At 42.8% G+C, this 26,576-nt stretch carries 18 protein-coding genes; 9 read left to right on the forward strand and 9 right to left on the reverse strand.

Going from position 1 to position 26,576, the window contains the following annotated elements; translation table 11 throughout:
* Positions 1-103: 103 nt before the first annotated feature.
* Both M8998_RS00530 and M8998_RS00535 read right to left on the reverse strand, forming a co-directional pair.
* Positions 104-1,126 (reverse strand): rod shape-determining protein, encoded by a 1,023-nt coding sequence (locus M8998_RS00530; RefSeq protein WP_066750435.1) that lies wholly within the window; start codon positions 1,124-1,126, stop codon positions 104-106.
* Positions 1,127-1,276: 150 nt separating this feature from the next.
* Positions 1,277-2,938, reverse strand: a complete 1,662-nt coding sequence (locus M8998_RS00535; protein WP_349665639.1) for a M1 family metallopeptidase — start codon at positions 2,936-2,938, stop codon at positions 1,277-1,279.
* A 114-nt stretch (positions 2,939-3,052) separates the two neighbouring features.
* Between M8998_RS00535 and M8998_RS00540 the strand changes: the two genes are divergently transcribed.
* On the forward strand, positions 3,053-4,201 hold the full coding sequence (locus M8998_RS00540) for a hypothetical protein (protein WP_249990030.1): 1,149 nt from the start codon (positions 3,053-3,055) through the stop codon (positions 4,199-4,201).
* 33 nt (positions 4,202-4,234) lie between these two features.
* Here M8998_RS00540 and M8998_RS00545 read toward each other — a convergent pair whose 3' ends face one another.
* Entirely contained in the window at positions 4,235-5,911 is a 1,677-nt protein-coding gene (locus M8998_RS00545; RefSeq protein ID WP_249990031.1) for a DNA polymerase/3'-5' exonuclease PolX, read from the reverse strand.
* A 154-nt stretch (positions 5,912-6,065) separates the two neighbouring features.
* Positions 6,066-7,385 (reverse strand): NAD(P)/FAD-dependent oxidoreductase, encoded by a 1,320-nt coding sequence (locus M8998_RS00550; protein WP_249990032.1) that lies wholly within the window; start codon positions 7,383-7,385, stop codon positions 6,066-6,068.
* Positions 7,386-7,761: 376 nt separating this feature from the next.
* Here M8998_RS00550 and M8998_RS00555 point away from each other — a divergent pair, with 376 nt between their 5' ends.
* Genes M8998_RS00555 through M8998_RS00565 form a run of 3 tightly spaced genes read left to right on the forward strand, consistent with a single transcriptional unit; the run spans position 7,762 to position 9,855 of the window.
* The gene (locus tag M8998_RS00555; RefSeq protein WP_249990033.1) at positions 7,762-8,985 is read left to right on the forward strand and encodes an aminotransferase class V-fold PLP-dependent enzyme; all 1,224 of its coding nucleotides are present in this window, start codon (positions 7,762-7,764) and stop codon (positions 8,983-8,985) included.
* A 9-nt stretch (positions 8,986-8,994) separates the two neighbouring features.
* Positions 8,995-9,411 carry a SufE family protein gene (locus tag M8998_RS00560; RefSeq protein WP_249990034.1) on the forward strand — a complete coding sequence of 139 codons (417 nt, stop codon included), beginning with the start codon at positions 8,995-8,997 and terminating at the stop codon, positions 9,409-9,411.
* Positions 9,412-9,441: 30 nt separating this feature from the next.
* Positions 9,442-9,855 carry a Dabb family protein gene (locus M8998_RS00565; protein WP_249990035.1) on the forward strand — a complete coding sequence of 138 codons (414 nt, stop codon included), beginning with the start codon at positions 9,442-9,444 and terminating at the stop codon, positions 9,853-9,855.
* On the opposite strand, the gene murI is transcribed toward M8998_RS00565, so the two are convergent.
* Positions 9,852-10,676: a glutamate racemase gene (murI, locus tag M8998_RS00570; protein ID WP_249992413.1), complete on the reverse strand. Its 825-nt coding sequence runs from the start codon at positions 10,674-10,676 to the stop codon at positions 9,852-9,854. The genes M8998_RS00565 and murI overlap by 4 nt on opposite strands.
* A gap of 347 nt (positions 10,677-11,023) precedes the next feature.
* Here murI and M8998_RS00575 point away from each other — a divergent pair, with 347 nt between their 5' ends.
* A complete protein-coding gene (locus tag M8998_RS00575; protein WP_249990036.1) occupies positions 11,024-12,067 on the forward strand; it encodes a ferredoxin--NADP reductase in 1,044 nt (347 codons plus the stop codon).
* A 76-nt stretch (positions 12,068-12,143) separates the two neighbouring features.
* On the opposite strand, the gene M8998_RS00580 is transcribed toward M8998_RS00575, so the two are convergent.
* Positions 12,144-15,341, reverse strand: coding sequence for a S41 family peptidase (locus M8998_RS00580; protein ID WP_249990037.1), 3,198 nt, complete (start codon positions 15,339-15,341; stop codon positions 12,144-12,146).
* Positions 15,342-15,452: 111 nt separating this feature from the next.
* Positions 15,453-16,592 (reverse strand): cytochrome-c peroxidase, encoded by a 1,140-nt coding sequence (locus tag M8998_RS00585; RefSeq protein WP_249990038.1) that lies wholly within the window; start codon positions 16,590-16,592, stop codon positions 15,453-15,455.
* A 180-nt stretch (positions 16,593-16,772) separates the two neighbouring features.
* Here M8998_RS00585 and M8998_RS00590 point away from each other — a divergent pair, with 180 nt between their 5' ends.
* The 3 genes from M8998_RS00590 (at position 16,773) to M8998_RS00600 (ending at position 22,516) form a co-directional block, all read left to right on the forward strand.
* Positions 16,773-19,472 carry a TonB-dependent receptor gene (locus M8998_RS00590; protein WP_249990039.1) on the forward strand — a complete coding sequence of 900 codons (2,700 nt, stop codon included), beginning with the start codon at positions 16,773-16,775 and terminating at the stop codon, positions 19,470-19,472.
* A gap of 114 nt (positions 19,473-19,586) precedes the next feature.
* On the forward strand, positions 19,587-20,954 hold the full coding sequence (locus M8998_RS00595) for a DUF4876 domain-containing protein (RefSeq protein WP_249990040.1): 1,368 nt from the start codon (positions 19,587-19,589) through the stop codon (positions 20,952-20,954).
* An 8-nt stretch (positions 20,955-20,962) separates the two neighbouring features.
* Positions 20,963-22,516 (forward strand): DUF6850 family outer membrane beta-barrel protein, encoded by a 1,554-nt coding sequence (locus M8998_RS00600; RefSeq protein ID WP_249990041.1) that lies wholly within the window; start codon positions 20,963-20,965, stop codon positions 22,514-22,516.
* Between the two features lie 39 nt (positions 22,517-22,555).
* Here M8998_RS00600 and nhaA read toward each other — a convergent pair whose 3' ends face one another.
* The gene (gene nhaA, locus M8998_RS00605; protein WP_249990042.1) at positions 22,556-23,749 is read right to left on the reverse strand and encodes a Na+/H+ antiporter NhaA; all 1,194 of its coding nucleotides are present in this window, start codon (positions 23,747-23,749) and stop codon (positions 22,556-22,558) included.
* A 73-nt stretch (positions 23,750-23,822) separates the two neighbouring features.
* Positions 23,823-25,454 carry an ABC-F family ATP-binding cassette domain-containing protein gene (locus tag M8998_RS00610; RefSeq protein WP_249990043.1) on the reverse strand — a complete coding sequence of 544 codons (1,632 nt, stop codon included), beginning with the start codon at positions 25,452-25,454 and terminating at the stop codon, positions 23,823-23,825.
* 193 nt (positions 25,455-25,647) lie between these two features.
* Between M8998_RS00610 and M8998_RS00615 the strand changes: the two genes are divergently transcribed.
* Positions 25,648-26,448 carry a class I SAM-dependent methyltransferase gene (locus M8998_RS00615; RefSeq protein WP_249990044.1) on the forward strand — a complete coding sequence of 267 codons (801 nt, stop codon included), beginning with the start codon at positions 25,648-25,650 and terminating at the stop codon, positions 26,446-26,448.
* The last annotated feature ends 128 nt before the right edge of the window (positions 26,449-26,576 follow it).

The following is a 26,576-nucleotide window of genomic DNA, read 5'->3' on the forward strand; positions in this document are numbered from 1 at the left end:
CGAAAGTCTTCTAGCCTATCCCCTAAAATTATTTAACACGTTTGCGGAATCATGCATTCATCATCCGCAAACGTGTCTATTATTACTCCTACATGGAGATTAATTACTGCATCAAAAACTTGAATCTTCCGATGTTTTTCAAGGCGATGCCTGTACCACGTACTACTGCTCGAAGGGGATCTTCAGCAATATGAACCGGAAGCTTTGTTTTCGCTTGTACACGTTTGTCCAAGCCGCGTAATAAAGCACCACCGCCCGTTAGGTAAATACCTGTTTGGTAAATGTCGGCGGAAAGCTCTGGAGGAGTGATCTCCAACGCTTTGAGAATGGCTTCTTCGATCTTTGAAATCGATTTATCCAAACAGTGTGCAATCTCCGTGTAAGAAACCGTAATCTGCTTTGGAATTCCCGTCATCAAGTCACGACCCTGTACTGGAAAATCGTCTGGTGCGTCTTGCAATTCAGGAAGTGCCGAGCCGACTTCGATTTTTATTTTCTCTGCGGTACGCTCGCCAATCATAATATTATGTTGACGACGTATGTATTGTACGATGTCAGAGTCAAAGTTGTCTCCTGCTACGCGAATCGATTGGTCACAAACGATTCCTGATAGGGCAATAACTGCAATTTCTGTAGTACCACCACCGATATCAATAATCATATTACCAACCGGTTCTTCGACATCGATACCGATACCTACCGCTGCCGCCATGGGCTCGTGGATTAGGTATACTTCTTTTGCTCCCGCAATCTCCGCAGAATCTCGAACGGCACGTTTCTCTACTTCGGTAATACCTGAAGGTATACATACCACCATCCGCAAAGAAGGAAAAAACCAGCTTTTACCGTTGTTAACCAGCTTCACCATACCACGGATCAAGTGTTCTGCGGCTGTGAAATCAGCGATAACCCCGTCACGAAGCGGACGTACGGTTTTTATATTATCATGCGTTTTACCCTCCATCTGCATAGCGTGCCGACCGATCGCAATAACCTTGTTTGTTGTGCGATCAAATGCGACAATAGAAGGCTCGTCCACCACTACTTTGTCATTATGTATGATAAGGGTATTCGCCGTACCCAAGTCAATCGCAATTTCTTGCGTAAACCAATTAAAAAGACCCATCTAGCGCGAATTTTCTAAGTTTTATTTTAAATGCAAACCTACTGAAAAAAATCTTTTCTTTGGCTATACTCCCTCATAAAAAATAACGAGCCGGCTCGGTCATATGAAGATGATTATTCAGTACGTATTCGCAACGCGAAATGGATAGATTTATTGTATAGAAACCCCTATATAATAGTTAAAGATGTCTGCCGAAATGTTTTTTTCAGTGACACCAGACAACTCCATAAATTGAAATTTATCCGTTGGATGTAACAGCGTTTTCTTGTCTTCACCGAGCTGGATATGTACTGGCATATCAAAGCCTTGCACCTCTGCTATCCAACGGTAGGCGATCTGATTTTCAGGCATTCGGATAATCTCCAACGTTGGGATACTACGGTGTTGTACGTACTGCTCAAAAGTTTTTGAAAAATCGATACCTGACTCCTTGCTGATGTACTGTACGATGTCTTGATATCCTACTGTCTGATGATAAAAAGTACGGTTCAATCCACGCAGTATTTCCCGCCATTTCTCATCGTTATCGATAATGGTACGAATCATGTGATGTAATACACCTCCTTTAGGATACATATCGCCCGAACCTTCTTTATTTACGTTATAGGGGCCTTGCATGGGTTTATCGTTCGAAATACTTTTGCGATTACCATCAACGTAAGCTCCGCTCGCGGCTTTACCATAAAAATAGTCGATGAATAGGGATTCGGAGTAGTTGGTGAAGCTTTCGTGAATCCACATGTCTGCAAGATCTTTGGAAGTGATATTATTGCCAAACCATTCATGTCCAGATTCGTGAACCACAATGAAATCCCATTTTGAACCCCAGCCCGTACCAGACATGTCTCTGCCCAAGTAGCCATTGCCGAAGCGGTTGCCATAGGCGATCGCACTTTGGTGCTCCATGCCCAGATGTGCCGTCTCTACGATCTTATAACCATCCTCATAAAAAGGGTAGGGGCCAAACCAATGTTCAAAAGCTTCTAGCGTTTGGCGAACATTTTTTTGTAGGTGACTTACTTTATCCGCATTTTCCCTCAATACATAGTAATCAACCGTTAAAGGTCCCTTTTCGCCCTTGTAGTTTTCGTTTACATGTACATAATCGCCAATATTCAAGGCTACATTGTAGTTGTTGATTGGATTGCGCACTTTCCAATGGTATTTGGTGTACTTATCTTTTAGTTTTTCGGTTTTTACCAATCTGCCATTGGATACATTCATCACACCTTGTGGCACAGCTACGGAGATCAACATGCTATCTACTTCATCCGACTGATGGTCTTTATTGGGCCACCAAACGCTGGCGCCCAAACCCTGGCAGGCGGTGGCTACCCAAGGTTTTCCATTGCTATCCTGTTTCCAGTCAAAGCCGCCATCCCACGGTGCGCGAGTTGCCTGGATAGGATTGCCGGAGTAGTGCACCACGAAAGAGTCTAACTTCCCTTTCGGGATGCTGGTTGGAAAAGCCACGAAAACAGCATTGTATTCCCGACTAAAATTTAGCTCTTTGCCCTGGTAAAGCACTTTGTCTACCGAGAGATTTTCAAATAAGTCGAATTGCAAGGTGTCGAAGTTTTCTACCGCCTCAAATCGAAATAGGTTAGTCCCTTCAATATGCTTGTTTTCAATATCTACCTTCACATCCAAATGATAGTATTTGATGTCGTAACAGGTTCTGTATGGAGTAAGCTGTCCGCGTAAAGAGTCGGCTTTAGTAAAGAGTTGCTTGGCTTTCATCAGCTGTGCTGATACGCCTAACGGCAGCGTGAGGACGCTGATAAGTAGAATCGCGGCAAATTTGTGCATCATATGATCGATTGAATGGTTAAATCTACAAAAAATCGACGTCGATCGCTAAATCTTTACGCACCGTGCTATTATCAGCAAATTATTGGTTAAATTAGGGTGATCAATCGCTTAACCATGCGCCAATTTTTCTTACTATTTGTGCTATTGTGTATATCAGGGTTATCTCTGTTTGCACAATCCCCTCTTTTTAAAAGCGGAAGCGTCCAAAAGGATATTTATCTGGAAATCCCTTTCGAAGTTAAAAATCAATTTATCTTTCTGTATGCAGAAGTGAGTGGTGTAGCGCATCGTTTTCTCTTTGATACCGGCGCGCCCAATATGATTAGAGGAGAGTTCTTGTCTGACAAAGTGAAGCCTAAGATTTTGAAAATTAGTGATAGCCAGAATCAAAAAGGAAAAATGGAGCTCGGAATTATTGATTCGCTCACTTTAGGCGGAGTGACCTTTTATGATTATGCGGCATTGGATCACGATTTTTCTGATCATTTTCCATTTGGTTGTCATGATATTGCTGGATTTATAGGAAGTAACCTGTTTCGTGATTTGATTGTGAAGATTGATTGGGAAAACCAGAAACTCATTGTTACAGACGATTTAAATAAGATCAATCCGACCGCCGCTCCGATTAAAATGAGGCTTGACGGGCAGCAATTACTGCCTATTATTCCGTTCTCATTTGGAGAAAATGGAAAGTCCAAGGTTCCGGTATTATTTGATAGTGGATTTAATAATCTCTTCACCTATTCAAAAAAGTCATATGAGAAAGCGACGCGTAGATCAGGTTTGTTTAGCCGCGCGATCGCAATGGAGGGAGTTGGATCATCTGGGATCTATGGATCGGTCGCTAGTCGTCAATATACTGCTACCGCAGATTATGTACGCATTGGTACAGTTGATCTGAAAAACATGAACATCACGACCTCGAATGGAAGCTCCAAAGTGGGTACCGGGTTGTTGCAATATGGTAACGTAATCTTGGATTATAAACATCAGAACTTCTATTTTGAAAGTGACAAGGCAGTGCATGATTTATCCAGTGATTTGCCTGCTTATACCATCGGTATACGCGATAAAAAATTTGTGATCGGTTATATCTTGCGTGATGATTTGAAGGCGAAGATGAAATCTGGCGATCAGATCATTAGTGTAGATGGAGTAGATATCAGTAGCCTGGAACCGTGTGACATGCTCAAAATTTCTCCTCACGCTAAGAATAGTTTGCAGATCCTATCTGACGGAAAGCTTTTAGAAGTGAGGTTGTAAGAAAGTTTTTGCCTGATTTTGCAACAAGTTCTCCTAGCTCTTTTCTGCCTTCCGCTTGTCAAAAAATTCCTGTATCGCTTCCAGATTAAAAGCGTTGAGGCATTTGTCGGCCGACAGGCCGCCTTTGCGCCCTACCAGTACACCGTACTGCATGTCATGAAATCCTTCCATGCGGTGCGCATCTGGATTGATCGATAGTAGCACACCTTTTTGTAAAGCGTAGCGATGCCAGCGCCAGTCCAAATCCAGACGAAGCGGATTGGCGTTGATCTCAATGACTACTTGATTACTAGCGCAAGCGTCGATTACTTTCCGGTAATCAATCGGATATCCCGCTCTGGATAATAATAGTCGGCCGGTTGGATGTCCTAAAATGGTCGTATATGGATTTTCAATCGCTTTGATCAATCGCTCTGTTGCTTTCTCCTCGGTCATGCCTAAGTTGCTGTGCACGGAAGCCACGACAAAGTCAAACTGTGAAAGAATCTCCGTTGGATAGTCCAAGGAGCCGTCGCCTAAAATATCTGATTCTATGCCTTTGAAGATTTTAAATGGCGCTAATTTTTGGTTCAACTTTTCAACTTCTTTCCATTGCTGCTCAATGCGCTCTATGGAAAGACCGTTAGCATATACAGCAGTTTTAGAGTGATCACATATTCCCAGATATTGCAAGCCCATTTGTTCTTTACAATAGGTAGCCATCTGCTCCAAGCTATGTACGCCATCGGAATAAGTCGAGTGATTGTGCAGTGTACCCAATATATCTTCGTTTCGAATCAGCTTAGGTAAATTATTTGCTGCCGCTAAATCTATTTCGTTGAATCCTTCACGTAGCTCCGGCTCGATAAAGGTTAAGCCCATGGATTCATAAATTGCGGCTTCGGTAGGCAGATCAGGAAGGTTTTTGTTCCGCGCAGTAAGTAAGTCGATATGTTCACCCGATCCGGTGGTCAACAACCAATTTTTAGCGTAGGCTTCGGATGAAGAGGTAAAGATGCGGTAAGCGATATTATTGTCGTCTTTGAAATGTACACCTTCACGGTCGGCATCCACTTGCAATACATAATCCTTGCTTTCTAGCGTAGATACGAGCACATGCTGTGGAAGATCAATTAGGAAGTCTATGTATTGCAGCACCTCTGTCTTACGACGATAGTCGCCTGTAAATACAACTTGGTTGTCCGGGAAATTTTGTTGTAAAGCTTCATAGGTCGCTTCCGCGAAATGTGTAGCGCGAGCATACAATACCCAGCCTTTATTGGCAATAGCAAACTCAATATTTTTCTTAATCTCCTCCTGCGTTTTTAAGCCAAAGCCTTTGGCTTCTACCAGGCGGTTTTCATTACAGGCATAGTAAAGCTCGCCAATGCTCTCTATGTTTAATGATTTCCAGATAATCTGAATTTTTTTTGGGCCTAATCCTTTGATATGTAGCATCTCCAATACGCCTTCCGGTACTTTCTCCATCAGCTTATCCAGTTCAGGTAATGTACCCGATTGGATGATGAGTTTGATTTTTTCGGCCGTACTATTTCCTATGCCCGGTTGTTGGCTCAGCTCTTCCATGCTAGCCTTTTCAGCAGCGAATGGAAGCTTGTCAATCTTAAAAGCGGCGCCGGTAATGGCCTTAGTTCGGAAAGGGTTTTCATTCATCAATTCCATCAACTGACCATATAGTTTGAAAACCTTTGCGACGCTTTTATTATCCATAGAAATAGGGTGTTTAAGTGTTGAAATGTATAGGCAAAGATACTCAAATATGCGTAATCCCAAATGTGTTTACCACTGGAATTCCTGTAAAATACAAAAGGGGCTTATGCCCCTTTTGTATCAATAAATATGCTTTTAAGCGCAGTAAGTACGCTTAAACTTGCTCCACGTCGTCCGTGATTTTCATCTGCGGATCAGGGCGATAATATTTGTGAATAATCAGGCGAATACCTGAATTTTTGGTGAAGAACTTAACACTCCAATTAATAAATGTGACCAACTGGTTGCGGAATCCAGCGATAGATAGTAAATGGACGAACATCCAGGTACACCAAGCTAGAAATCCGTTCAAGTGTATTTTGCCCATATCTACTACTGCACGATTCCGCCCGATAGTAGCCATAGATCCTTTGTCGAAGTACTTGAAATCTTCGGTGTTGTTTTCGTTTTTCAAAATACTTAAAATGTGGTCTGCCACATATTTTCCTTGTTGTTGTGCGACAGGAGCGACACCAGGAAGGCCGTTAGGTGTTTTTTCTGTAACCGTAGCTGCTACGTCACCAATGGCATATACACCTGGCATATCGATGATCTGACACTGACCATTCGTCTTGATTCTGTTTCCGCGCTGAAGCAATTCAGGGCTGATTCCTTCCGGAAATTGCCCTTTAACACCAGCACCCCAGATCACAGTTTTAGTTGGGATTTTATCACCGTTAGATAACGTTACCGTTAACCCATCGTATTCTTTTACCACGGTGTTTAGGATCACTTTGACACCCAGCTCTTTGAGGTAACGTTCGGCATCGCGAGATGATCTATCAGAAAGCGCTGCCAATACTTCGCCCAATCCCTCTACGAGATACACATTCATCTCATGTTTGGATAGTTCTGGGTAATCTTTTTTCAACATGTGCAGCTGTATTTCAGCAATAGCTCCCGAAAGTTCTACACCGGTGGGCCCACCACCTACCACCACAAAATTTAGAAAGCGCTCGCGATCGTCTGCATTCTTACGCAATACAGCTTCTTCCAAATTCTGTAGTACATAACTGCGGATATTTTGTGCTTCCTGGATACTTTTCATACCCAATGAATATTTCTCCACATCTGCATTTCCAAAAAAGTTGGACGTAGCACCACTGGCTACAACAAGATAATCATAGTCAAAGTCGCCTACCGAAGTGTGTACTACTTTATCATCTTTGTCGATGCGGAGTACCTCAGCCATGCGAAAGCGAAAATTATCCTGAGATTTAAACATTTTTCGCAATGGAAACGCGATAGAGTCCGATGCTAATGTACCTGTAGCAACTTGATAAAGAAGCGGTTGGAAAGTATGGAAATTGTTGCGATCGATCAATAAAACTTCTACTTCTTTGTCTTTTAAGCGACGCGCTACTTCTATACCGCCGAAGCCACCTCCGATGATAATGACTCTTGGGAATTTTCTCTCAGATCGATTTAGCAACATAATGATTTCGATGAAATGTAAACCTTAATTATGATTTTTCTGCAAATATCAGACTAATTATTCCAATTCGATAGATAAAAATGAATTATTATGCAGTTTACGAATTAAAAACAAGAAAATCATATTATAATATATTATAAATAAGGTTGTTATGATGACGTGTGTGAATGTGTATTATCTACACTATTTATAGCGTCTACATCTCTTAAACAATCTTGTTTAAAAAGACGGTGAATGGCAGATTAGTGCTTTTGGCATTAAGTATATTGTCAATATCTCATATAATCGTCATGCTTTCGATAAAACGAATCGGCGAGAGGGCTTATTTGCTCTTAGATATCGTAACTTTGTTTGACAAAACAAGGAGAGCAGCATTTTGAAACCATTTCATATAGATAAAATCCGTGCAGATTTTCCAATATTAAACACGCAGGTTCATAACAAACCGCTGGTATATTTGGATAATGGCGCAACTACTCAAAAGCCCATACAAGTGATTCAGGCGATCAGCGATTATTATTCGAATATGAATAGTAATGTACATCGTGGTGTGCATCATCTAAGTCAGATTTCGACAGATGCCTTTGAAGTGACGCGTAGAAAATTACAGGATTTCATTCATGCAGCGCATGATTATGAAGTCATATTAACCAAAGGGACTACCGATAGTATCAATTTGGTGTCCAGCAGTTATGGGAGGGCTTTTGTGGGCGAAGGAGATGAAATCATCATCACCGCGATGGAACATCATTCTAATATTGTGCCTTGGCAGATGTTGTGCGAAGAAAAGAATGCCATTCTGAAGGTGATTCCCATGTTGAAGAATGGAGAGCTTGATCAGGATGCATATCGTGAGCTATTGACCGAACGTACCAAATTGGTGACGTTCAATTATGTGTCGAATGCGTTGGGAACCATCAATCCCGTCAAGGAAATGATTGTGGAAGCGCACCGATATGGCGCAGTGGTATTAGTCGATGCTGCACAGGCTATCCAGCATATTCCTATTGATGTACAAGATTTGGATGTAGATTTCTTGGTATTCTCCGGTCACAAAATGTACGGACCCACCGGTATCGGTGTGCTTTACGGTCGAGAAGATTTGCTGAATGCTATGCCACCGTATCAGGGGGGGGGCGATATGATTAAAGAAGTAACATTAGAAAAGACGACCTATAACGAATTGCCGTTTAAATTCGAAGCAGGAACGCCGAATATTGAAGCAGGAATCTGCTTGGCGCAAGCTATCGATTACATAAATGAGGTGGGCTTGGATGCGATCCGGCAGCACGAAGAAGAATTGCTGGATTACGCGACAGCGGAATTGAGCAAAATTGAAGGTATGCGATTTATTGGTACTGCCAAAGAGAAAAGTTCTGTGGTTTCTTTCTTGATTGATGGAACACATCCTTATGATGTGGGCGTATTGTTAGATAAGATGGGCATTGCGGTACGCACCGGACATCATTGTGCGCAGCCTATCATGGACTACTATGGCATCCCTGGTACAATACGCGCCAGCTTCGCGATGTACAACACAAAGGAAGAAATTGATGCTTTGGTTAAAGGGTTGACGCGTGCCGCAAATATGTTAAGATAAGAATAAAGCATGACCATTAACGAAAAACAAGACGAATTGATCGAGGACTTCGCATTCTACGAAGACTGGATGGAAAAATACGAATACATTATTCAACTGGGTAAAGAGCTTCCTTTGATTGATGATGCATCGAAGACCGATGAATACATCATCAAAGGGTGTCAATCAAAAGTATGGTTGCGCCCAGAGGTAAGCGATGATAAAATTAACTTTACAGCAGATAGCGATGCCATCATCACAAAAGGTTTGGTGAGCTTAATGGTGAAAGTGCTCTCTGGTCATACCGCAAAGGAAATCGCTGATGCAGATTTGTATTTCATTGATCAGATCGGCTTGAAAGACCATCTTTCGCCTACCAGAGCCAACGGCTTGCTGTCTATGGTAAAGCAAATGAAGCTATATGCTATTGCATTGCAAATGAAATAATAGTAACTTTCCGAAAACCATCTACAAATTATGGAAAGAAAGTCTTTTATAAAAGGAGTGAGCGCCACGGTATTGTCTGGCGCGGTGTTGGCCGCATGTGGTTCTCCGTCAGAACAATCTTCTGTGGAATGGGGCGAAGGAACGATTGTTCATTCGGTCTATTTCTGGTTGCGCACCGATCTGACGGATCAAGAGAAACAAGATTTTCCCCAGTTTTTTGAAGCGTTGAAGAAAGTGCCTGGCTATACTGCCTGTCGTGTGGCTACACCAGCGCCTACCACCCCGAGAGAAGTAGTCGATAATTCCTTTTCCTATCATTGGATTGCGGTGTTTCCTTCTATGGAAGCCATTAATATTTACGAAAAGCATCCCGATCATCTGGCTGCTGCTCAAAAGTTTTCTCCGTACTGGACTAAGGTGGAAGTTCGCGACTCTATCGCTTAATCTACGGCTTCTACTATCGTGTGAAAGGCAATTACTTCTTGCCCGAAGAATAATTTGGCTTTCTCTCCAAAGTCTGTCGGATCATCCGTGGTATAAAAGGTGTAGGTACTGTCGCGTTGGCATTGCGCTTCTACTTCCGGATGTCTTTCTAAGTAACTCTCTAAGCTGTCGGCAACCAGCTCGCCTTGAGCAACCAGCTTGATGTGCTTCGGTGTATGTGCTTGTATCGCAGGAAGCAGCAGCGGATAATGCGTGCAGGCCAATAAAATCGTGTCGATTTCTGGCGACTGACTTAATAACGCTTCTACATCTTCTTTTACGAAGTAATGTGTTCCCTCACTATCTAAATCGTTGTTTTCGACTAGCGGTACCCAAACCGGACAAGCATGTTGATGTACGGTAATCTCCGGATGAAAACGATGAATCTCTATTTTATAGGAATCAGATTTTACGGTGCCTTGGGTGGCTAATATACCGACGTGACCAGTTTTAGTATATTGATCAATAATCTCTGTGGTGGGCCGGATTACACCCAGCACCTTTTTACCTGGGGGAAGATCATTTTGCTGAATACTTCGCAAGGCTTTAGCAGATGCGGTATTGCAGGCCACGATCACTAGCGGACAGCCCATCTCGAAGAGTTTAAAGACACATTCCTTGGTGTATTGGTACACCGTCTCAAATGATCTGTTGCCATACGGCACGCGGGCATTGTCTCCTAAGTACGTATAGCTGTACTGAGGCAATCGCTCGCTAATGGATTTGAAGACGGTTAATCCGCCAAATCCCGAGTCAAAAATTCCGATAGGTCCCTGATTCATCTTCTGCATAGTTACACATAATTCTCGAAATCTACACTTTTGTATACTGGAATTTCAGCACAATGGTCACTAGTGAAATTGTAACGATTATCCCCTGAATCTAAAAATTGATTTTTATCAGCGAAGCAATAATTACAGTGCTTTTGTAAACTTGGAAAATCACTATTATCAACACGTTATTTTCACGGTAAAGGAGCTTGATGACCTGCTGCTGTCAGGTAATTTCACAATTATACATTAAATTTGATCCAGTATTCTAAATAAGAATAGTAGCTGTCGAGAAAGTATTATTGAATGGCAACATTCAAGTGACACTCCTGCTTAACCGTAACGAATCGTTGAAATACATGCATAAATTTCGAATTTCTCAGATCATCCGTCAACCAAATGATAATATTACCATAGCCTTTGATGATCCTACCAAAGAGTTTCCTCCTTATCTGGCAGGCCAGTTTCTTACGTTGGCTTTTGACTTCAATGGTCGGCAGGTTAGGCGGTCGTATTCCTTTAGTAGTTCTCCTGAGGTTGACGAACCCATCTCCATTACGGTAAAGCGTGTGGATAACGGTGAAATTTCCAGACTGTTGCACCATCGTACTGCCGTTGGCGATACGATTGAAGTGTTGGCAGCTCAAGGCTTACTAGCTTACACTCCAGAAGATAGCGTGCCGAAAACCCTTTTTTTGTTTGCCGCCGGAGTAGGAGTGACGCCCTTATTTTCGATATTAAAGACCGCTTTAGTGGCCGAACCAGATACAAAAGTGGTACTTGTTTACAGTAATAGCTCACCAGAAAAAACACTTTTCTTGGACGAGTTGCGAAGCTGGCAAGCAAAATACCCAGATCGTCTGCATATTGAGTGGATATTTTCGAATTCCAAACACTTGTTAACCGCTCGATTGAACAGAGAATATATCATCCGATTAATACAGCAGTATCGAGATGCGGATAAGCAAACAGCTATTTACTTATGTGGTCCGGTGTTTTACATGGATCTGTGTCGGTTTACCTTATTAGGTATGGGGTTTCCGGATGAGACAATCCATCGCGAGACATTTTTCTTTCCCGAAGAAGAGGCGGATGAAGATGAGCGTGAGGAGGAAGAGCAAGATACCAGTACCTATCAGGTGATCCTGAAATTTCAAGGAGAAAACTATGATCTCTTGGTGCCTTACAATAAGACTATACTGGATGTGGGCTTAGCGCAAAAGATCAAATTGCCGTACTCTTGTAAATCGGGCATGTGCAGTACCTGTATATCACAAGTACATGCAGGATCCGTACGGATGAGTTACAACGAGGTATTGACGGATCGGGAAGTAGACAATGGTCGTTGTTTGATTTGTACTTCGCATCCGCTGGAAAATGGTTCAGTAATCGAGGTTTTGTAGGCTTTGTGTTTTTGGTTTACAACAATAGCCCCGACATTCGTCGGGGCTATTGTGATTTTAAATAGTATAAAGCGGCTTAATTCACCTCTTTCAATATCTCTTCCACAGCAGTTTTCAGCTGAGGATCTTCCCCACTTAAGAATGCTTTATAAGGAAGGGGTACGCGAATATCTGGTTCTACTTGCATATTCTCCGTCGTGCGACCTTCTTTACCGATGGTACCAATCATTGGAATACCAAATACGATGGTTGGATCGATTTGTGATTCCCACCACACGGCTGTTCCGGTTCCCGGTACAGGCATACCCACCAACTTGCCAAGGCCGTTCTGTTTGTAGATGTATGGGAAAATGTGCGCATCACTGTAGTTGCCTTCGCTCATGACTACGATCGAAGGTTTCGTCCAACGCGAAGCTGGCTCACCACCTTTTACGATGTTACCTTGTGGCGCGAATTGCAAGTACTGCTTGCCACTTAGGAAGGTGTTCAAGTCATCATGCAACCAACCGCCGCCGTTAAAGCGCGTATCGACTACTAGTGCTTTCTTATCCACATTTTCGCCCATCGCGCGCTCGTACAACTCCCGGAAACTGCCATCATTCATCCCTTCGATATGCACGTAGCCAATCTGACCGTTACTGATTTTGTCCACATATTCTTTACGGCTCTTTACCCAACGCTTGTACATCAGGCCATTTTCTTCTCCTTGGGAGATCGGCTTAATGTTTTCAGCAAATGCAGCACCAGAAGATGTTTTACCGCTGATGTACACATATTGTCCCGCTTTACGATTGAACAACTTCGCCCAATCTTCGTTGGCTTTAAGCAATTTGCCATCAATTTCGGTAATGACGCTACCCTTGTCTATTTTGCTATTTGCTTTATCTAATGGGCCGCCAGCAAGCACCTCTGTTACGCGTAATCCTTCGCCAGTGTATTGCTCATCGTATAGCAAGCCTAAGCTTGGTGTGATGTCTGGATTGGATGGGCGAGGGGAGTAACGACCTCCAGTGTGAGACGCATTCAGCTCACCCAACAATTCGCTCAATAGTTCTTGAAAATCATAGTTATTGTTGATATGTGGCAAGAAGCGCGCATAGGTTTTCTTGTAGCCTTTCCAGTCAATACCATGAATTTTTGGATCGTAGAATTTCTTCTCTACTTGCAACCACGCGTGGTGGAACATATATTCCCGTTCTGCCGCGGCATCCAAACTGATCTCGCTCTTGCTGCTGATCGGCGTAACTTTGCCATTTTCAGCATCGACCTTGACTAGGCTGCCACGATTCGTCATGAACAAGCTTTTGCCGTCTTTACTGATTTCCAAGCCACTCGGCGAACCTCCTAGCTTAGCCAGGATTTTCGTTTCTCGCGTCCGTGGTTCGGTGACCCAAAGGTCATAGCCTTTTTCGAACGCCGCCAGATAGAATAACTTACTTACATCTTTATTCAGTACATAATCGCTGATGGATGAGCTATTGATCGTCAGGCGCACCATACGGTCACGTAAGTTTTCGATATTAGGTACAAATTCTGGTTCGGGTGTTTTTTTCTTGGTAGAATCTTGCTTATCTCTTTCTTCGAGTAATTTAAATTCATCTTTATTGAGCTGAAAGCGATCGTAGGCTTCTTGATCAAAAAAGGCAGCAAATACATCGACTTCTCGGCTTCCCTGATAAGCGAGTGATTTACGGCCATAACGGCTGCTCACCCAGGTCATAATCTTACCATCCTTAGACCATTTCGCTCCGCTATCACCAAATCCACTTTGTATAGGATGACGCAGTTCGCCGCTGCCATCCGCTTTCACTAAGGCGGTATTGCCACTTAAAAAGAAACCACCTTGATCGTCCACAAATAACCAGCGGCTATCCGGACTCCATTCAAAACCCCAATCGCCATCAGCATAGGAGTGGTTGCGACCTTCAGGAAGGATGGTGATTGCTTTGCCACCGCTTGCTGGCATTACTTTCAGGATATTGCGGTCTTCAATGAAGGCAATGGATTTGCCATCCGGGGAATATTTTGGTGCGAAATTATTGTGCGTGTTTACCAGTACTGGAGATTCTTTTAATAAGCTGGCATTGAAGAAATAAGGCTCAGCTGCCTTGCCAATCTCCGTTTTATAAATACCCCAGCCGGTACTATCGCGTTCGGCAGCATAGATCAGCGTTTTGCTGTCTGGTGCCCAGTCAAGCATGCGCTCCTGACCAGCAGTTTCGGTGATGCGTTTAGTAAAATCGCCTTCTACGCTGGTAACAAACAATTCGCCACGCGTGATGTAGGCGATTTGCTTACCATCAGGACTCAGTTTGAATTCTCTGGTTTCGCCGCTAAGCGGTAGGTTTTTCACATCTGGCAATCCAGAATCGGTATGGATACGAATGCTCAGCTTATTCGGTGTGCCCCCTTCGGTCAAGGTATAAATAGCGCCATCTTGCGTAAATGCCAAAGTATTGTTTCTTGAAGCGCTAAGATGTCGTACCGGGTTTTTGGTGAAACGGGTGAGTTGCGTATTGCTATTGCCCGCTTGCAGACCTTTTTTATACACATTAAGCGTACCGTCTTTCTCGGAAAGGTAGAATACCGATTGGCCATCTTGGGCAAATACCGGCTCGCGATGCTCAATCTCCTCGTTGGTCAATGCCAGATAGTTGTTTTTTTCTAGATCATAGATCCAGATGTCGCGTGTTACCGAAGAGGTATGGTGCTTACGCCAAGCATCTTCGTAGCCTTTGCGATCCTGAAAAACTAACTGCTTGCCATTCGGGCTTAGCTTTGCATGATCCATGCCTGCGGCAGAGACCAACTTAGCGCGGCCGCCATGGACAGGAACTTCATAGACATTCTGAAATAAACGCATGCTTGGGAAGCGCACGCTGGCAGCCGGAGCTTGACGAGCACTACCGAAATACACGGCCCCATTATCTGCCGTGAAATCGTAGGGATAGTCATCGGCACTATTATAGGTGAGGCGTGTCGCTTGCCCGCCATTTGCTGACATCACAAAAACATCAAAATTGCCGTGGCGATTGTTTGCAAAGGCTATCCATTGGCCATCGCGACTCCAAATAGGCATCATGTTATGCGATTCGCCCACGGTCAGTGGCGTCGCATTTCCGCCCGTAGAGGCTACCTTGTACAGATTACCTTGGTAACCAAATACAATGGATGTGCCATCCGGCGAAATGGTTGGATAACGAAGCCATAAGGCTTCTTGAGCAGAAAGCATTGTGGGAACCCATAGGCAGGCCGCGACCAAGAGCTTTCTCATAGAAAAATATTTATGCATAGACTAAAGTTAATAAAGTGTTAGACACAAAAATACATTTTCCTGCAGAAATGCATTGTCACAGTATTATAGGAATTTGCGGAGAAATGGGCTTTATCGAGGTAATTTTTCTGGCCGTCGCATATGGTACGATGTAGCCGTAATCGCGTGCATAAAAGATTCTATAGCCGCAATTTCTACTTTGCTGAGATAGAGCTTTTGCATCAGCGGGTCGGTTATAGGGTGGTGGGGGTCTGCTGCTTTTTGTTCGGCGGTAGCCGTGTTCATCTGCATGCCCCTATTGTAAATATTGATTACACCCGTGATGTTCCAAAACATACCATTGTGCATCCAAGGTCCGGTATTCATTACATCGCGAAGCGAAGGCGTGCGGAACTTACCCACATCTTCTGCTTTGCCGGTCACATAATACCGACCAAGGTCTTCGTACTTGCGCTTGTAATAGGTGAGGCCGATATTATGGAAATCTTCATCCGTTAAAAATTGTCCGTTATGGCAGTTCATACAGCGCGCTTTGGTCCGAAATAAATGCATGCCTTCAATTTGCTGTGCCGATAAAGCACTGTAGTTTCCATCCAAAAATTCATCGAAACGGCTTCGTCGGCTTTTCAGTGTACGCTGAAAAGCACTTAATGCTTTTAAAACCTCTGGAACGGAATAATCAGGGTCATCAAAGGCTGCTAAAAACAAAGCATTATACGCCTGAATAGCTTTTAGTTTTGGAATCAGTTGCGTAAGATTCATGTTCATCTCATGGTGCGCTTCGATTGGGGACAACGCTTGTGCTTCCAAAGCAGTTTCCCGTCCGTCCCAAAATAGGCTTTTGCGAGCGTACACATTTAATAAAGATGGCGTATTGCGCGTACCTGACTGATGGTCATGACCTATTGGCGTACTAACTTTATCTGCCCAGCTACTTTGTGGGTGATGACAGGAACTGCAAGAGATTTGATTGGATCCAGACAATATCGGGTCGAAAAATAGATTTTTGCCCAATACTACGATCGGTGATTCCATAATAGCAAAGTAATCGCTATCTACTTTGGGCAAGGAACTGAACTCTTTCCACGATACTCCCGGATCTATGTTTGGTTGTGGCCAATCGACAAGAGGGCGTTTGTATAACGAAGCTATGGAGTCTGTAGTGGAGATAATTGTGCTACCATATTGTTCTCCGAATGATAACAAAATCACCAGCAACAAACTACTTATAAAGACTCCTAAAATACGCATAAAACCCGCTCCTAAATCGCTGCAAAACTACAATTTTTATTTAGAATAATTAAAAATAATTATGTCGATGGGAAAATATAATTTACATTTGCGCATTATTTAGATTTAATATAAATAATGGTCAACCTAGGGAAAATATACATTAAAGCTATTGCTACGATGCTTTTAATGTTTTTATTTATGTATTTAATGCCATTGCAAGGACACGCACAGATTCGTAATATTCCCATTTTGTCGGGCGTAGTTTACGATGGGCAAGTCGGTAAACCGCTTCCATTGGCGAACGTATACATTGACGAAACACAGCAACAAACCAGGACGGATAAGGACGGTAAATTCACTATTTCACTGTCGGCTTATAACGGCGACATCACTTTGACAGTGTCTTATATTGGGAAAAAGACCATCAAGCAGAAGATCGCGAAAGACGATATCAATAAATCTATTGTGATTACGCTAGTTAATAACAGTCTGACGCTGGAGCAGGTAGATGTTAATCCGATATTTGAAGGCACGAAGAACTCTATATCTTCGATAACCTTTGATGAAGAAGCTATTGAGCGTGTGCAAGCATTTAGTTTGCTCGATGTACTTAACAACTTACCGGGTAGGCAGATCACAGCACCGAATATTAATGCTCCGCAAACGCTCACTTTACGCACCACGTTAGGCGGTAGCGATGCGCTCAATAATTCGCTGGGTGTTCCGATCATTATGGATGGTGTGGCATTGTCCAATGATGCTAATATGCAATCTCGCCTGCCAGGACAATGGGGGATGGGTTCGGGTGCTTTGCCCGCCACTAATGGCGGCAATACCGCAGATGTGCCCTTTCGGGGAATAGATTTGCGGGAAATTCCTGTAGAATCCATCGAAAAGATTGAAGTGATTCAAGGTGTGGCATCCGCTGAATATGGTGAGCTGACGGATGGTGCTATTTTGATCGAACGTAAAGCGGGTCGATCTCCCTGGCATTTCACAACCAACATCAACGGAGGTTCCCATAATTATTCGCTAAACAAAGGCTTCGATCTTCCGAAAAAATGGGGTGGATTGACCGTGGATGGAAACTATGCGATATCAAACTCCAATCCTACAGACCGCTTTCAGGAATACAGACGCTATGGTGCGGGTATTCGATGGAATACACCACAGTACCGCTATTTTCGAAATAAGCTTAGTATAGATTTTAATCAACGACTGGATGAAGTAAAGCTCGATCCGGATGATGATGCCCAGAAAAGATATGAATCTACGGAATCTGGGATTCGGATATCCAACAATATGATGATCAAGGTAGATAAACCCTGGCTCGATGATATCAATTTCAGTGCTTCGTATTCCGAACGCAATCAAGAAAGTTATGCACAGCAGCTACTAAATCGTGGCGGAATAGCAATAGGCGGAAAGGATACGACAGGAATCTATGAAGGCCTTTTAGTTAGTGGTCGATATATGTCGGAAGAGCGTATTGTCGGCAATCCTATTACAGCCAGTGCCAATCTACGACTGGCAACACGTTTTCGGCTCGGCGAATCCACGCACGTGTTAAGTTATGGCGCCAATACTAACTATGCGAATAACGGCGGACGAGGAATTATTGCAGATCCATTACGACCGCGTTGGATAGACCTTAGTGATCAAAATGTACGACCGTATTCTTTTGAGCTTACTCCAGCCTTATTCAACGCCGGTGTGTACCTCACCGATAATATCCGCTATCGCTGGTTTGGCAAAGCGATGAATAGCAGTCTAGGCATCCGTTTCGATTCGCAAAACGGATCCTTATCGGTACAACCGCGATTAAGTACACAAATAGTGCTCGATAAGCACTGGCAAGTTGCTGCGGCTTACGGTATCGCGACCAAATCGCCGACTTTGTTGCACCGTTATCCACCGCCGACCTGGATCGATATTCCATTGGGGAATGTCAGCTATGGCAATACCAGTCTTTATCTATTGCATACCGAACGTATCGAATTGTCCAATACCGATTTAAAACCTAGTCGCTCCATGCAGGCAGAGATTAATGTTAATTATCGGGATAAATTTATCACTTCCAGATTGAACGGCTATTTCAAGCATAATGCAAATGGTTTCCAGTCGATCCGACAATTTCATCCGATCACCTTACCGCAATTCGCATTTAATTATGATGCTGCGGCAGAAAAAATTAATTATACAGAGACCGGTGTGTACCAAACCTATTACGATAACTCGGTTAGTTACATTGCGAATGTGAGAAGTTCGTACACTTATGGTTTTGACTGGTCATTGTCTACTAAGAAAATCAAAGCGATAGAAACCAGCTTTCTCACCAGCACCTCCTTTATCCTTTCTCGTCAGGACAATGGTGATATTTTGGAAGATACACGCTTAACCACGCCGGTGATTATTGATGGCCAGAATATTTGGTATGCCTTGTACAATCCGTTAAATAGTCAACAGCGATACATTCTAACGAGTAAACTCAACTCGACTACCCATATTTCAAAGTTAGGATTTGTAATTATGACCTATATGGATATCAATTGGATGAATAAGATGTCGTCTTTACATAAATCTGCTACTCAGCCAGCCATTGCGTACTTGGATGTGACGATGCAGCGCGTGTGGCTAACACCAGAACAGCAAGCCTCTGGAATTATCCCTGGTCGTGATCTAAATACCAATAGCACAGAACAACGCATGGTATATGCTAATTTTTCACTTTCTGTAGCTAAAGAAATTGGAAAGAAAATGCGCATTGCCGTGACCGCTTATAACACATTCAACTTGCGGCCACAGTCTTCTTTCATCAATCCCACAAATGGTTTGGAAACCATTACCCGCTACAATAGCCCTTTAAGTATTACCGGTGGCGTGTCATTTAGGTTATAAGATAAAATGAATAATAATCAACCCAATCACATATATGAAATGTCCATCATAGCCAAACACAAATCACTATGATCTGGACATTCTATATGACCAATAAAAACAAATTACTTACATATGAAAACTAGAATTACTTTATTATTTACATCCATTACACTATTGCTCTTAATTGGATGTCAGAAAGACCAGCAACAAGCGATGCCCGTTAACGTGCAGATACAACTGGCTGTAGACGAAGAGAAAGTGCCATTTACCGTTCCTTACGACAAAGCGGAGATCACTTTGCAAAGTAATGCCAATGGTACAAAATATACCTTGCAGGCGAATGCTAATGGGCAGATCCAACTAAATGATATGGTTCCGGGTGTTTACGCGGTTAATGTATCCTTGAAACTGACCGCAGCCGAATATACGGCGCTGACGGGTACGAATCGCCAAGATGATTTCTATCTGAACTATGCTTTGAATGATAAATCCATCTTTGCAGATGAAAATTTTACCATCACCTTAGTTACTAGCGAAACGATTGGTGGTTTTGTGATCAAGCAGATCTATTATGCAGGTTCAGATACGAGAAGTGCTGCGACCACGAGAGATAATTTCATTGAGATCTATAATAATACCTCCGAAACGCTCTACGCAGATAGCCTGTTAGTGGTCACGATTTATGGAAAACCAAACCGTAGCACTGATGCCTACTCTTTGTCGAACAATCAGTTTGATTGGAGTAAAGCCTTGGAAATGACCACTGCAAACGGTGATCCTAACGAAGATTTTGTATACGCTAAGAGCATAATGCGTGTGCCGAGTGATGGTACAGGTAAAAGATATCGAGTAGAAGCAGGTAAAAGCATTATTGTGGCCGCTACTGCAGTAAATCACGCCGGATCTTATACGGATTTGAACGGACGTGTTATTACCGCTCAAGACCCGACCTTGACGGTTGATTTGAGCCAAGCTGATTTTGAGGTAAATATGGCGGAATACTTAAAGCGTATCAATGCAGCAAGCTCTCCTTTGGCGACTGATGTAGATAATCTGAATGTGCCTAATATGGACGTGATTTTTATCGATTCGGGACGGGAGTGGGTTTTCACTCCGCAAACCCGTGAATCGTATGTTATTGTGAAATTAGACGCCTCGGTTAATGTGGAAAATCTACCCGCTTATGCTTCGCCAATCACACGTACAATATCGAGTAGTACGAACCGCTATCCGCAGATACCAACCCAATATATTATTGATGCGGTAGAAGTAGAGACACCAGTCGTCGCAGACCGTTTACCAAGACGTTTACCGCAGCGTTTTGATGCAGGTGCGATTTCTGTTCCGGGTGGGCCATTCTCCAGTCAGTCAGTCGTCCGTAAAACGGCCAAAAAGGTAAATGGACGACGCATTTTATTAGATACCAATAATTCTGCGAACGACTTTGGTTTCTTGAATCGTGCCAACTCTTCTAAAGGTGAAAGCTCTTTTATTGATTAATGAAATACATGAATACTAGATTAGTAATCACTTTATTTTTCCTAGTTCAAGTTGTCGCTGCACATGCGCAGCGCAGCTTGGACTCTGTTTATTTTTTTCGGCAAGATCAACATTTTGCCGAAGCCTTGATATTGTCACCTACTTTCAGGATGCAATCGAATTGGGAGAGTTATGGCATGATCCAGCTGAACCAGCGATTTGGCGCTGGCGGCTTTCGACAAGCACAACAAGCCTATGCCGAACGCATGACAAGCTTTGTGGCCAAAGGGTTTAATCAATTGGGACGCTTTCATATTGGTGCGCGATTCGAATTCAACAATCAATTTGAAGATAGCTTAGCCAATAGTTTGCGCAGCAATATGAATGAACTGGCTCCCTATTATCCTTATGCCAATAAAAGTGGGGAATACCAACGGCAGAATTACATATTGAATGCAGCATTAGGATTTGTGATTACTAAACATCTACAACCTTTTTTGAAAATAGATTACCATCGGCATTGGTCTGCTGGTACAGTAGATCCGCGTTTGAGTTCACAGCGTTTTGAGTTAAGAGCACGCCCAGGAGTGGCTTTTAAGATTGAAAATCATAGCTTAGGTCTGTACGGATTGATCGGGAAAGCAGATGAACAGGTAAGTCTGGTGTACAAAAGCCTGGTATTCAAGCAATCGTCTCTCTATCCTGATCGTATTTATCACATGAACTATGGATATGGTAGTTCTGTTATTAGAGATTCCGTGGCCAGATCTAAAGTAGATTCCTATAAAGGTGCCGGTTTAGAATATGGCTCCACATGGAAAGGATGGCGCGCGCAGGTCGTAGGAGAGTACCAGTGGTACCACAATACTAACCAAGTTAACGATAAATCTTCTGTATACTATAGCGGGCCCTTAGGTATATTCGATTTGCACAGCGTTAATGGAAAGATCGGTTTGTACAGTCCATTGCATAAAAGCAAACAACATATGCTCAACATAAATGGCGGATATCAAGTCGGATCAGATGGGAATACAAGAACGACAGGAAGTTTGGATATCGTCAATTATAAAGTGAATACGCTGGATTTGGCAGGAAGTTACCGTATTCTGTGGGCGAAAGATCGAACTATTGCGAAGGAAATAGGTGTTGATCTGGCGCATCGTTCCGTACGTCGTCAAGATTTGGTGCAATCCGTCCTGCTGGACGTAGGAAATATGGAAGTGAGTCTGTGGGCAAGCTTGTATGCAACCCGTCCATCTGGGAATAGTATTCGACTATCGGCACAACCCTATTTGAATTTGCCAACCCTTACTACTTTAAATTATAATCCCATCGCAAAATCCGACTTCGTGAAAAATGTTGTTTTTACAGATTACTATTATTACAGTACACGCTACTGGGGCACTCAATTTAAAGGGGAATATATCGGTCGGTTTTTTGGGAAAAACGACCTTGGATTTTTTGTTGCATTGGACTATCGTAAGGCTGCAAATCCTACATTGAGGACCGACTTAGACCCAACATTTGTTCCGCAAGGCAGCCGATGGGAAGGGCAGGTAGGTATACGCATGTACATCAATTAACAGCACGTAAGAATGAAGTGATCAGCCTGAAAAATCCAGTTATTGGGGAATGACAGCGTCTATGTCTTTTATAATATTAGGTGATTTCGGTGTATTTCGAAGCAATACATAACCTGCTGTACCCGAAATCAATGAAGCCACTAAAATTCCAAATTTCGCTTCCGCGATCAATGCCGGATCTGTAAAAGAAAGTAAGGCAATGAAAATAGCCATGGTAAAGCCCACACCAGCGAGTAGACCTACGCCAATAATGTGTTGCCAAGACGCACCATCGGGGAGTAAAGCCAATTTTAATTTAGTAGCGGTTTTAGAAAGAAGGAAAATACCAATCGGTTTGCCAACCAATAATCCAAGGATGATGCCTAAACCCAATGGTGAAGTGAGTCCGTCGAGCATACTAGGTGTAAAGGTAATTGCCGTATTTGCCAGTGCGAATAGGGGTACAATCAAGAAATTAACAGGTGTTAATAGCGCGTGCTCTAATCGCACCAATGGAGATTCCTGATCATCTGCCGATCGGATCGGAATGGTGAATGCAGTAAGTACGCCTGCAATCGTAGCATGAATACCCGAGTGATGAATAAAATACCAAACAAATAAAGCGGGGATCAGATAAAAAAAGAGCGAACGAATACCTAGCTTATTGAAGAGCAACATCAATCCAAATATACCCAGCGCATACGCGAGATAAGCAAATTCTAAATTCGTAGAATAAAAAATCGCAATCACCAAAATAGCGATCAAGTCATCTACAATAGCAAGTGCTGCCAAAAAAACTTTTAAAGAAGCCGGCACACGATCTCCCAACATCGCTAACAAGGCCAATGCAAAAGCAATATCTGTAGCCATTGGAATACCCCAACCGCTAACCGTATCTTTACCGCTGTTGATGAAAAAATAGATAAGTGCTGGTACAATAGCTCCGCCGAAAGCACATAAAATCGGTAATGCCGCCTGCTTTGGCGTTGCCAAACCACCACTCACTAATTCTCGTTTGATTTCCAGTCCAACTAGCAAAAAGAAGATCGCCATCAAACCATCATTAATCCAAAGCTCAGTACTATATCTGAGATGTACATGCGCTGTTTCGAATCCGATCGTGGTATGCAATAGCCGATGGAAGGATTCTGCCAACGGTGAATTAGCAATAATTAAAGCGAGAACAACGCACGAAAAAAGTATAATGCCCGCGCTTGATGCGGATTGAAAGAATTTACGAATGAAAGTCTGCATGTGTGACTATAACAATGGTCTACTCTTGCAAATATACATAGTTCGAACCATGCTATAGCAATAACAATATTAACTATTTCTCAATATCTTTCAGGTTGTCCATTCGTTTATATTCCAGAAAACCTTTGATATCTTCGAAATGCTCACGAACACGCTTATTTCCGAATTCGAATACCTTCTTCGCTAGACCATCCAGAAAATCCCGATCGTGCGATACCAAAATCAACGTGCCATCGAAATCCTGCAACGCATCTTTGATAATGTCTTTGGTTTTCATATCCAAATGGTTGGTCGGCTCATCCAGGATCAATACGTTTACTGGCTCGAGTAGCAATTTGATCATAGCCAATCTGGTCTTTTCACCACCCGAAAGTACTTTTACCTTCTTCGTGGTATCATCTCCACTAAACATAAAAGCGCCCAAAAGATCTTTGATTTTGACACGTACATCACCTACAGCAATCTGATCAATGGTTTCAAATACCGTCATTTCCTGATCCAATAAGGCCGCTTGATTCTGCGCGAAATAGCCAATTTTAGCGTTGTGCCCCACCTTTAGCGACCCTTCAAAGTCGATTTCACCCATGATCGCTTTGATCATGGTTGATTTACCTTCTCCATTTTTTCCGACAAAAGCCACTTTTTCTCCCTGCTCAATTACCATAGAGGCCTTTTCAAACACGGTATGATCTCCGTATTTCTTTGTGAGATCTTCTACCATAACCGGATATTTGCCAGAGCGTGGGGCAGGCGGAAACTTCAGGCGAAGCGCAGAGGTATCTACCTCATCCACTTCAATTACCTCGAGTTTTTCCAGCATCTTTACGCGGGATTGCACTTGTAGTGTCTTCGAATAGGTACCTCTAAAACGATCAATAAATTCCTGATTGTCTGCAATAAAGCGTTGCTGCTCTTCGTACGCTTTTAGTTGATGTTGGCGGCGGTCTTTGCGCAACTCTAGGTAATGGCTGTACGTTGCCTTATAATCGTAGATGCGACCCATGGTCACCTCAATGGTACGATTGGTGATATTATCTACAAAAGCCCGGTCATGGGAAATGACTACAACCGCTTTGGCCGAATTAATCAGGAAATCTTCCAACCATTGAATACTTTCGATATCCATGTGATTGGTAGGCTCATCGAGCAAAATAAGATCCGGTTTTTTGAGCAGGATTTTAGCTAACTCAATGCGCATACGCCAACCACCAGAGAATTCAGATGTCGGCCGTACAAAATCAGCTCGGTCAAAACCCAATCCCTTCAACACCTTTTCCACTTCGGCGTCGTAATTGGTTTCTTCCAGCGAATAAAACCGCTCACTAAGCTCCGAAACTTGCTCAATCAACTCCATGTACGAGTCACTCTCGTAGTCTGTCCGCACCGTCAATTGCTCATTCAGTTCCTCCAACTGCGACTGCATTTTATACACCTCGTCAAAAGCCTTCAAAGTTTCTTCAAATACGCTCACATTATCCTGCGTCAATAAGTGCTGTGGTAGGTAGGCAATCACCGCATCCTTCGGTGCCGATACGTTACCAGAAGAAGGCTTGCCTGCGCCCGCGATTATTTTTAATAGGGTAGATTTACCGGCGCCATTTTTACCCATTAGGGCAATCTTATCGTTTTCATTGATGGAAAAGGATACATCGCTAAAAAGTGTCGTACCGCCGAAGGAAACTGAAATATTGTTTATGCTAATCACTGTATTTGCTGTTGAATTGTCTGCAAAGATAAGGGATTTTGCCGGCTGATATAGTACTAGCTCTACGATGGCGAAATAATAGGAAATGGAAAGTGCTTTTTATCGCAAAGGAAGCAGATACTGCCTTTTACAGTGGATTGAAAAGCTACTGAATCAAATAATTTTCTTAATTTTAGGATAATCAATTTGTATTATGCAAGCAAAGGAAGATTATTTAGCGATTAACCGAGCATCTTGGAATAATAGAACCGATGCACATTTAAAATCAAGCTTTTACGATATGCCTGGTTTCTTAGGCGGAAACAATTCCCTAAAGGATATTGAATTGGATCTTTTTGGAGATGTAAAAGGTAAGTCTGTTCTGCATCTGCAATGCCATTTTGGGCAAGATTCGATCTCTTTAGGCCGATTAGGGGCGGAAGTGACTGGAGTGGATCTATCCGATAAAGCCATTGAGAGTGCAGTAGATATTGCTGCACAGACCAATTCCTCCGCAAAATTTATCTGTAGCGATATCTATGAACTTCCAGCACACTTGGATAAGCAATTTGATTTCGTATTTGCCAGTTACGGCACCATTGGTTGGTTGCCTGATCTAGATCGTTGGGCTAAAATAGTAACGCATTATCTCAAGCCGGGTGGAAAATTCGTTTTTGTGGAGTTTCATCCCGTCGTGTGGATGTTTGATGATGATTTTAAAACAGTACACTACAATTACTTCAATGCCGGCGCCATTAGCGAGAATGAAAATGGTACCTATGCTGATAAAGAAGCCGCTATTAATCACGACTATGTGATGTGGAATCATAGTTTGGGCGATGTGCTGGGAAGCTTGCTATCCAACGGATTACATCTTTCTCAATTTAAAGAATACGACTACTCACCGTATGATTGTTTTAGTCATACGGAAGAATTTGAACCTGGTAAGTTTCGGATTAAGCATTTGGAAAATAAAATCCCCATGCTTTATTCTTTATTGGCCACTAAGGTGTGATCAACACAATTGATTATTTATATATAGTCACGTTTTATAAGTACTGATGTTATGGAAATAATAATTTTATATATTCTGAATGGAATTTGGGTATTCTTTACCGTCCGTTCCGCATATATGGTGTTTCG

The sequence above is a fragment of the Sphingobacterium sp. lm-10 genome (genome assembly GCF_023554555.1).
Taxonomy (GTDB): Bacteria; Bacteroidota; Bacteroidia; order Sphingobacteriales; family Sphingobacteriaceae; genus Sphingobacterium.

Bases quoted from the DNA above. Each gene is read 5' to 3' on its own strand.
- nhaA (WP_249990042.1), bottom strand. From the start codon at position 23,749: ATGCAGACTTTCATTCGTAAATTCTTTCAATCCGCATCAAGCGCGGGC.
- M8998_RS00565 (WP_249990035.1), top strand. From the start codon at position 9,442: ATGGAAAGAAAGTCTTTTATAAAAGGAGTGAGCGCCACGGTATTGTCT.
- M8998_RS00545 (WP_249990031.1), bottom strand. From the start codon at position 5,911: ATGGATAATAAAAGCGTCGCAAAGGTTTTCAAACTATATGGTCAGTTG.
- M8998_RS00530 (WP_066750435.1), bottom strand. From the start codon at position 1,126: ATGGGTCTTTTTAATTGGTTTACGCAAGAAATTGCGATTGACTTGGGT.
- M8998_RS00585 (WP_249990038.1), bottom strand. From the start codon at position 16,592: ATGCGTATTTTAGGAGTCTTTATAAGTAGTTTGTTGCTGGTGATTTTG.
- M8998_RS00595 (WP_249990040.1), top strand. From the start codon at position 19,587: ATGAAAACTAGAATTACTTTATTATTTACATCCATTACACTATTGCTC.
- M8998_RS00600 (WP_249990041.1), top strand. From the start codon at position 20,963: ATGAATACTAGATTAGTAATCACTTTATTTTTCCTAGTTCAAGTTGTC.
- M8998_RS00580 (WP_249990037.1), bottom strand. From the start codon at position 15,341: ATGAGAAAGCTCTTGGTCGCGGCCTGCCTATGGGTTCCCACAATGCTT.
- M8998_RS00540 (WP_249990030.1), top strand. From the start codon at position 3,053: ATGCGCCAATTTTTCTTACTATTTGTGCTATTGTGTATATCAGGGTTA.
- murI (WP_249992413.1), bottom strand. From the start codon at position 10,676: ATGAATCAGGGACCTATCGGAATTTTTGACTCGGGATTTGGCGGATTA.
- M8998_RS00615 (WP_249990044.1), top strand. From the start codon at position 25,648: ATGCAAGCAAAGGAAGATTATTTAGCGATTAACCGAGCATCTTGGAAT.
- M8998_RS00560 (WP_249990034.1), top strand. From the start codon at position 8,995: ATGACCATTAACGAAAAACAAGACGAATTGATCGAGGACTTCGCATTC.
- M8998_RS00550 (WP_249990032.1), bottom strand. From the start codon at position 7,385: ATGTTGCTAAATCGATCTGAGAGAAAATTCCCAAGAGTCATTATCATC.
- M8998_RS00535 (WP_349665639.1), bottom strand. From the start codon at position 2,938: ATGATGCACAAATTTGCCGCGATTCTACTTATCAGCGTCCTCACGCTG.
- M8998_RS00575 (WP_249990036.1), top strand. From the start codon at position 11,024: ATGCATAAATTTCGAATTTCTCAGATCATCCGTCAACCAAATGATAAT.
- M8998_RS00590 (WP_249990039.1), top strand. From the start codon at position 16,773: ATGTATTTAATGCCATTGCAAGGACACGCACAGATTCGTAATATTCCC.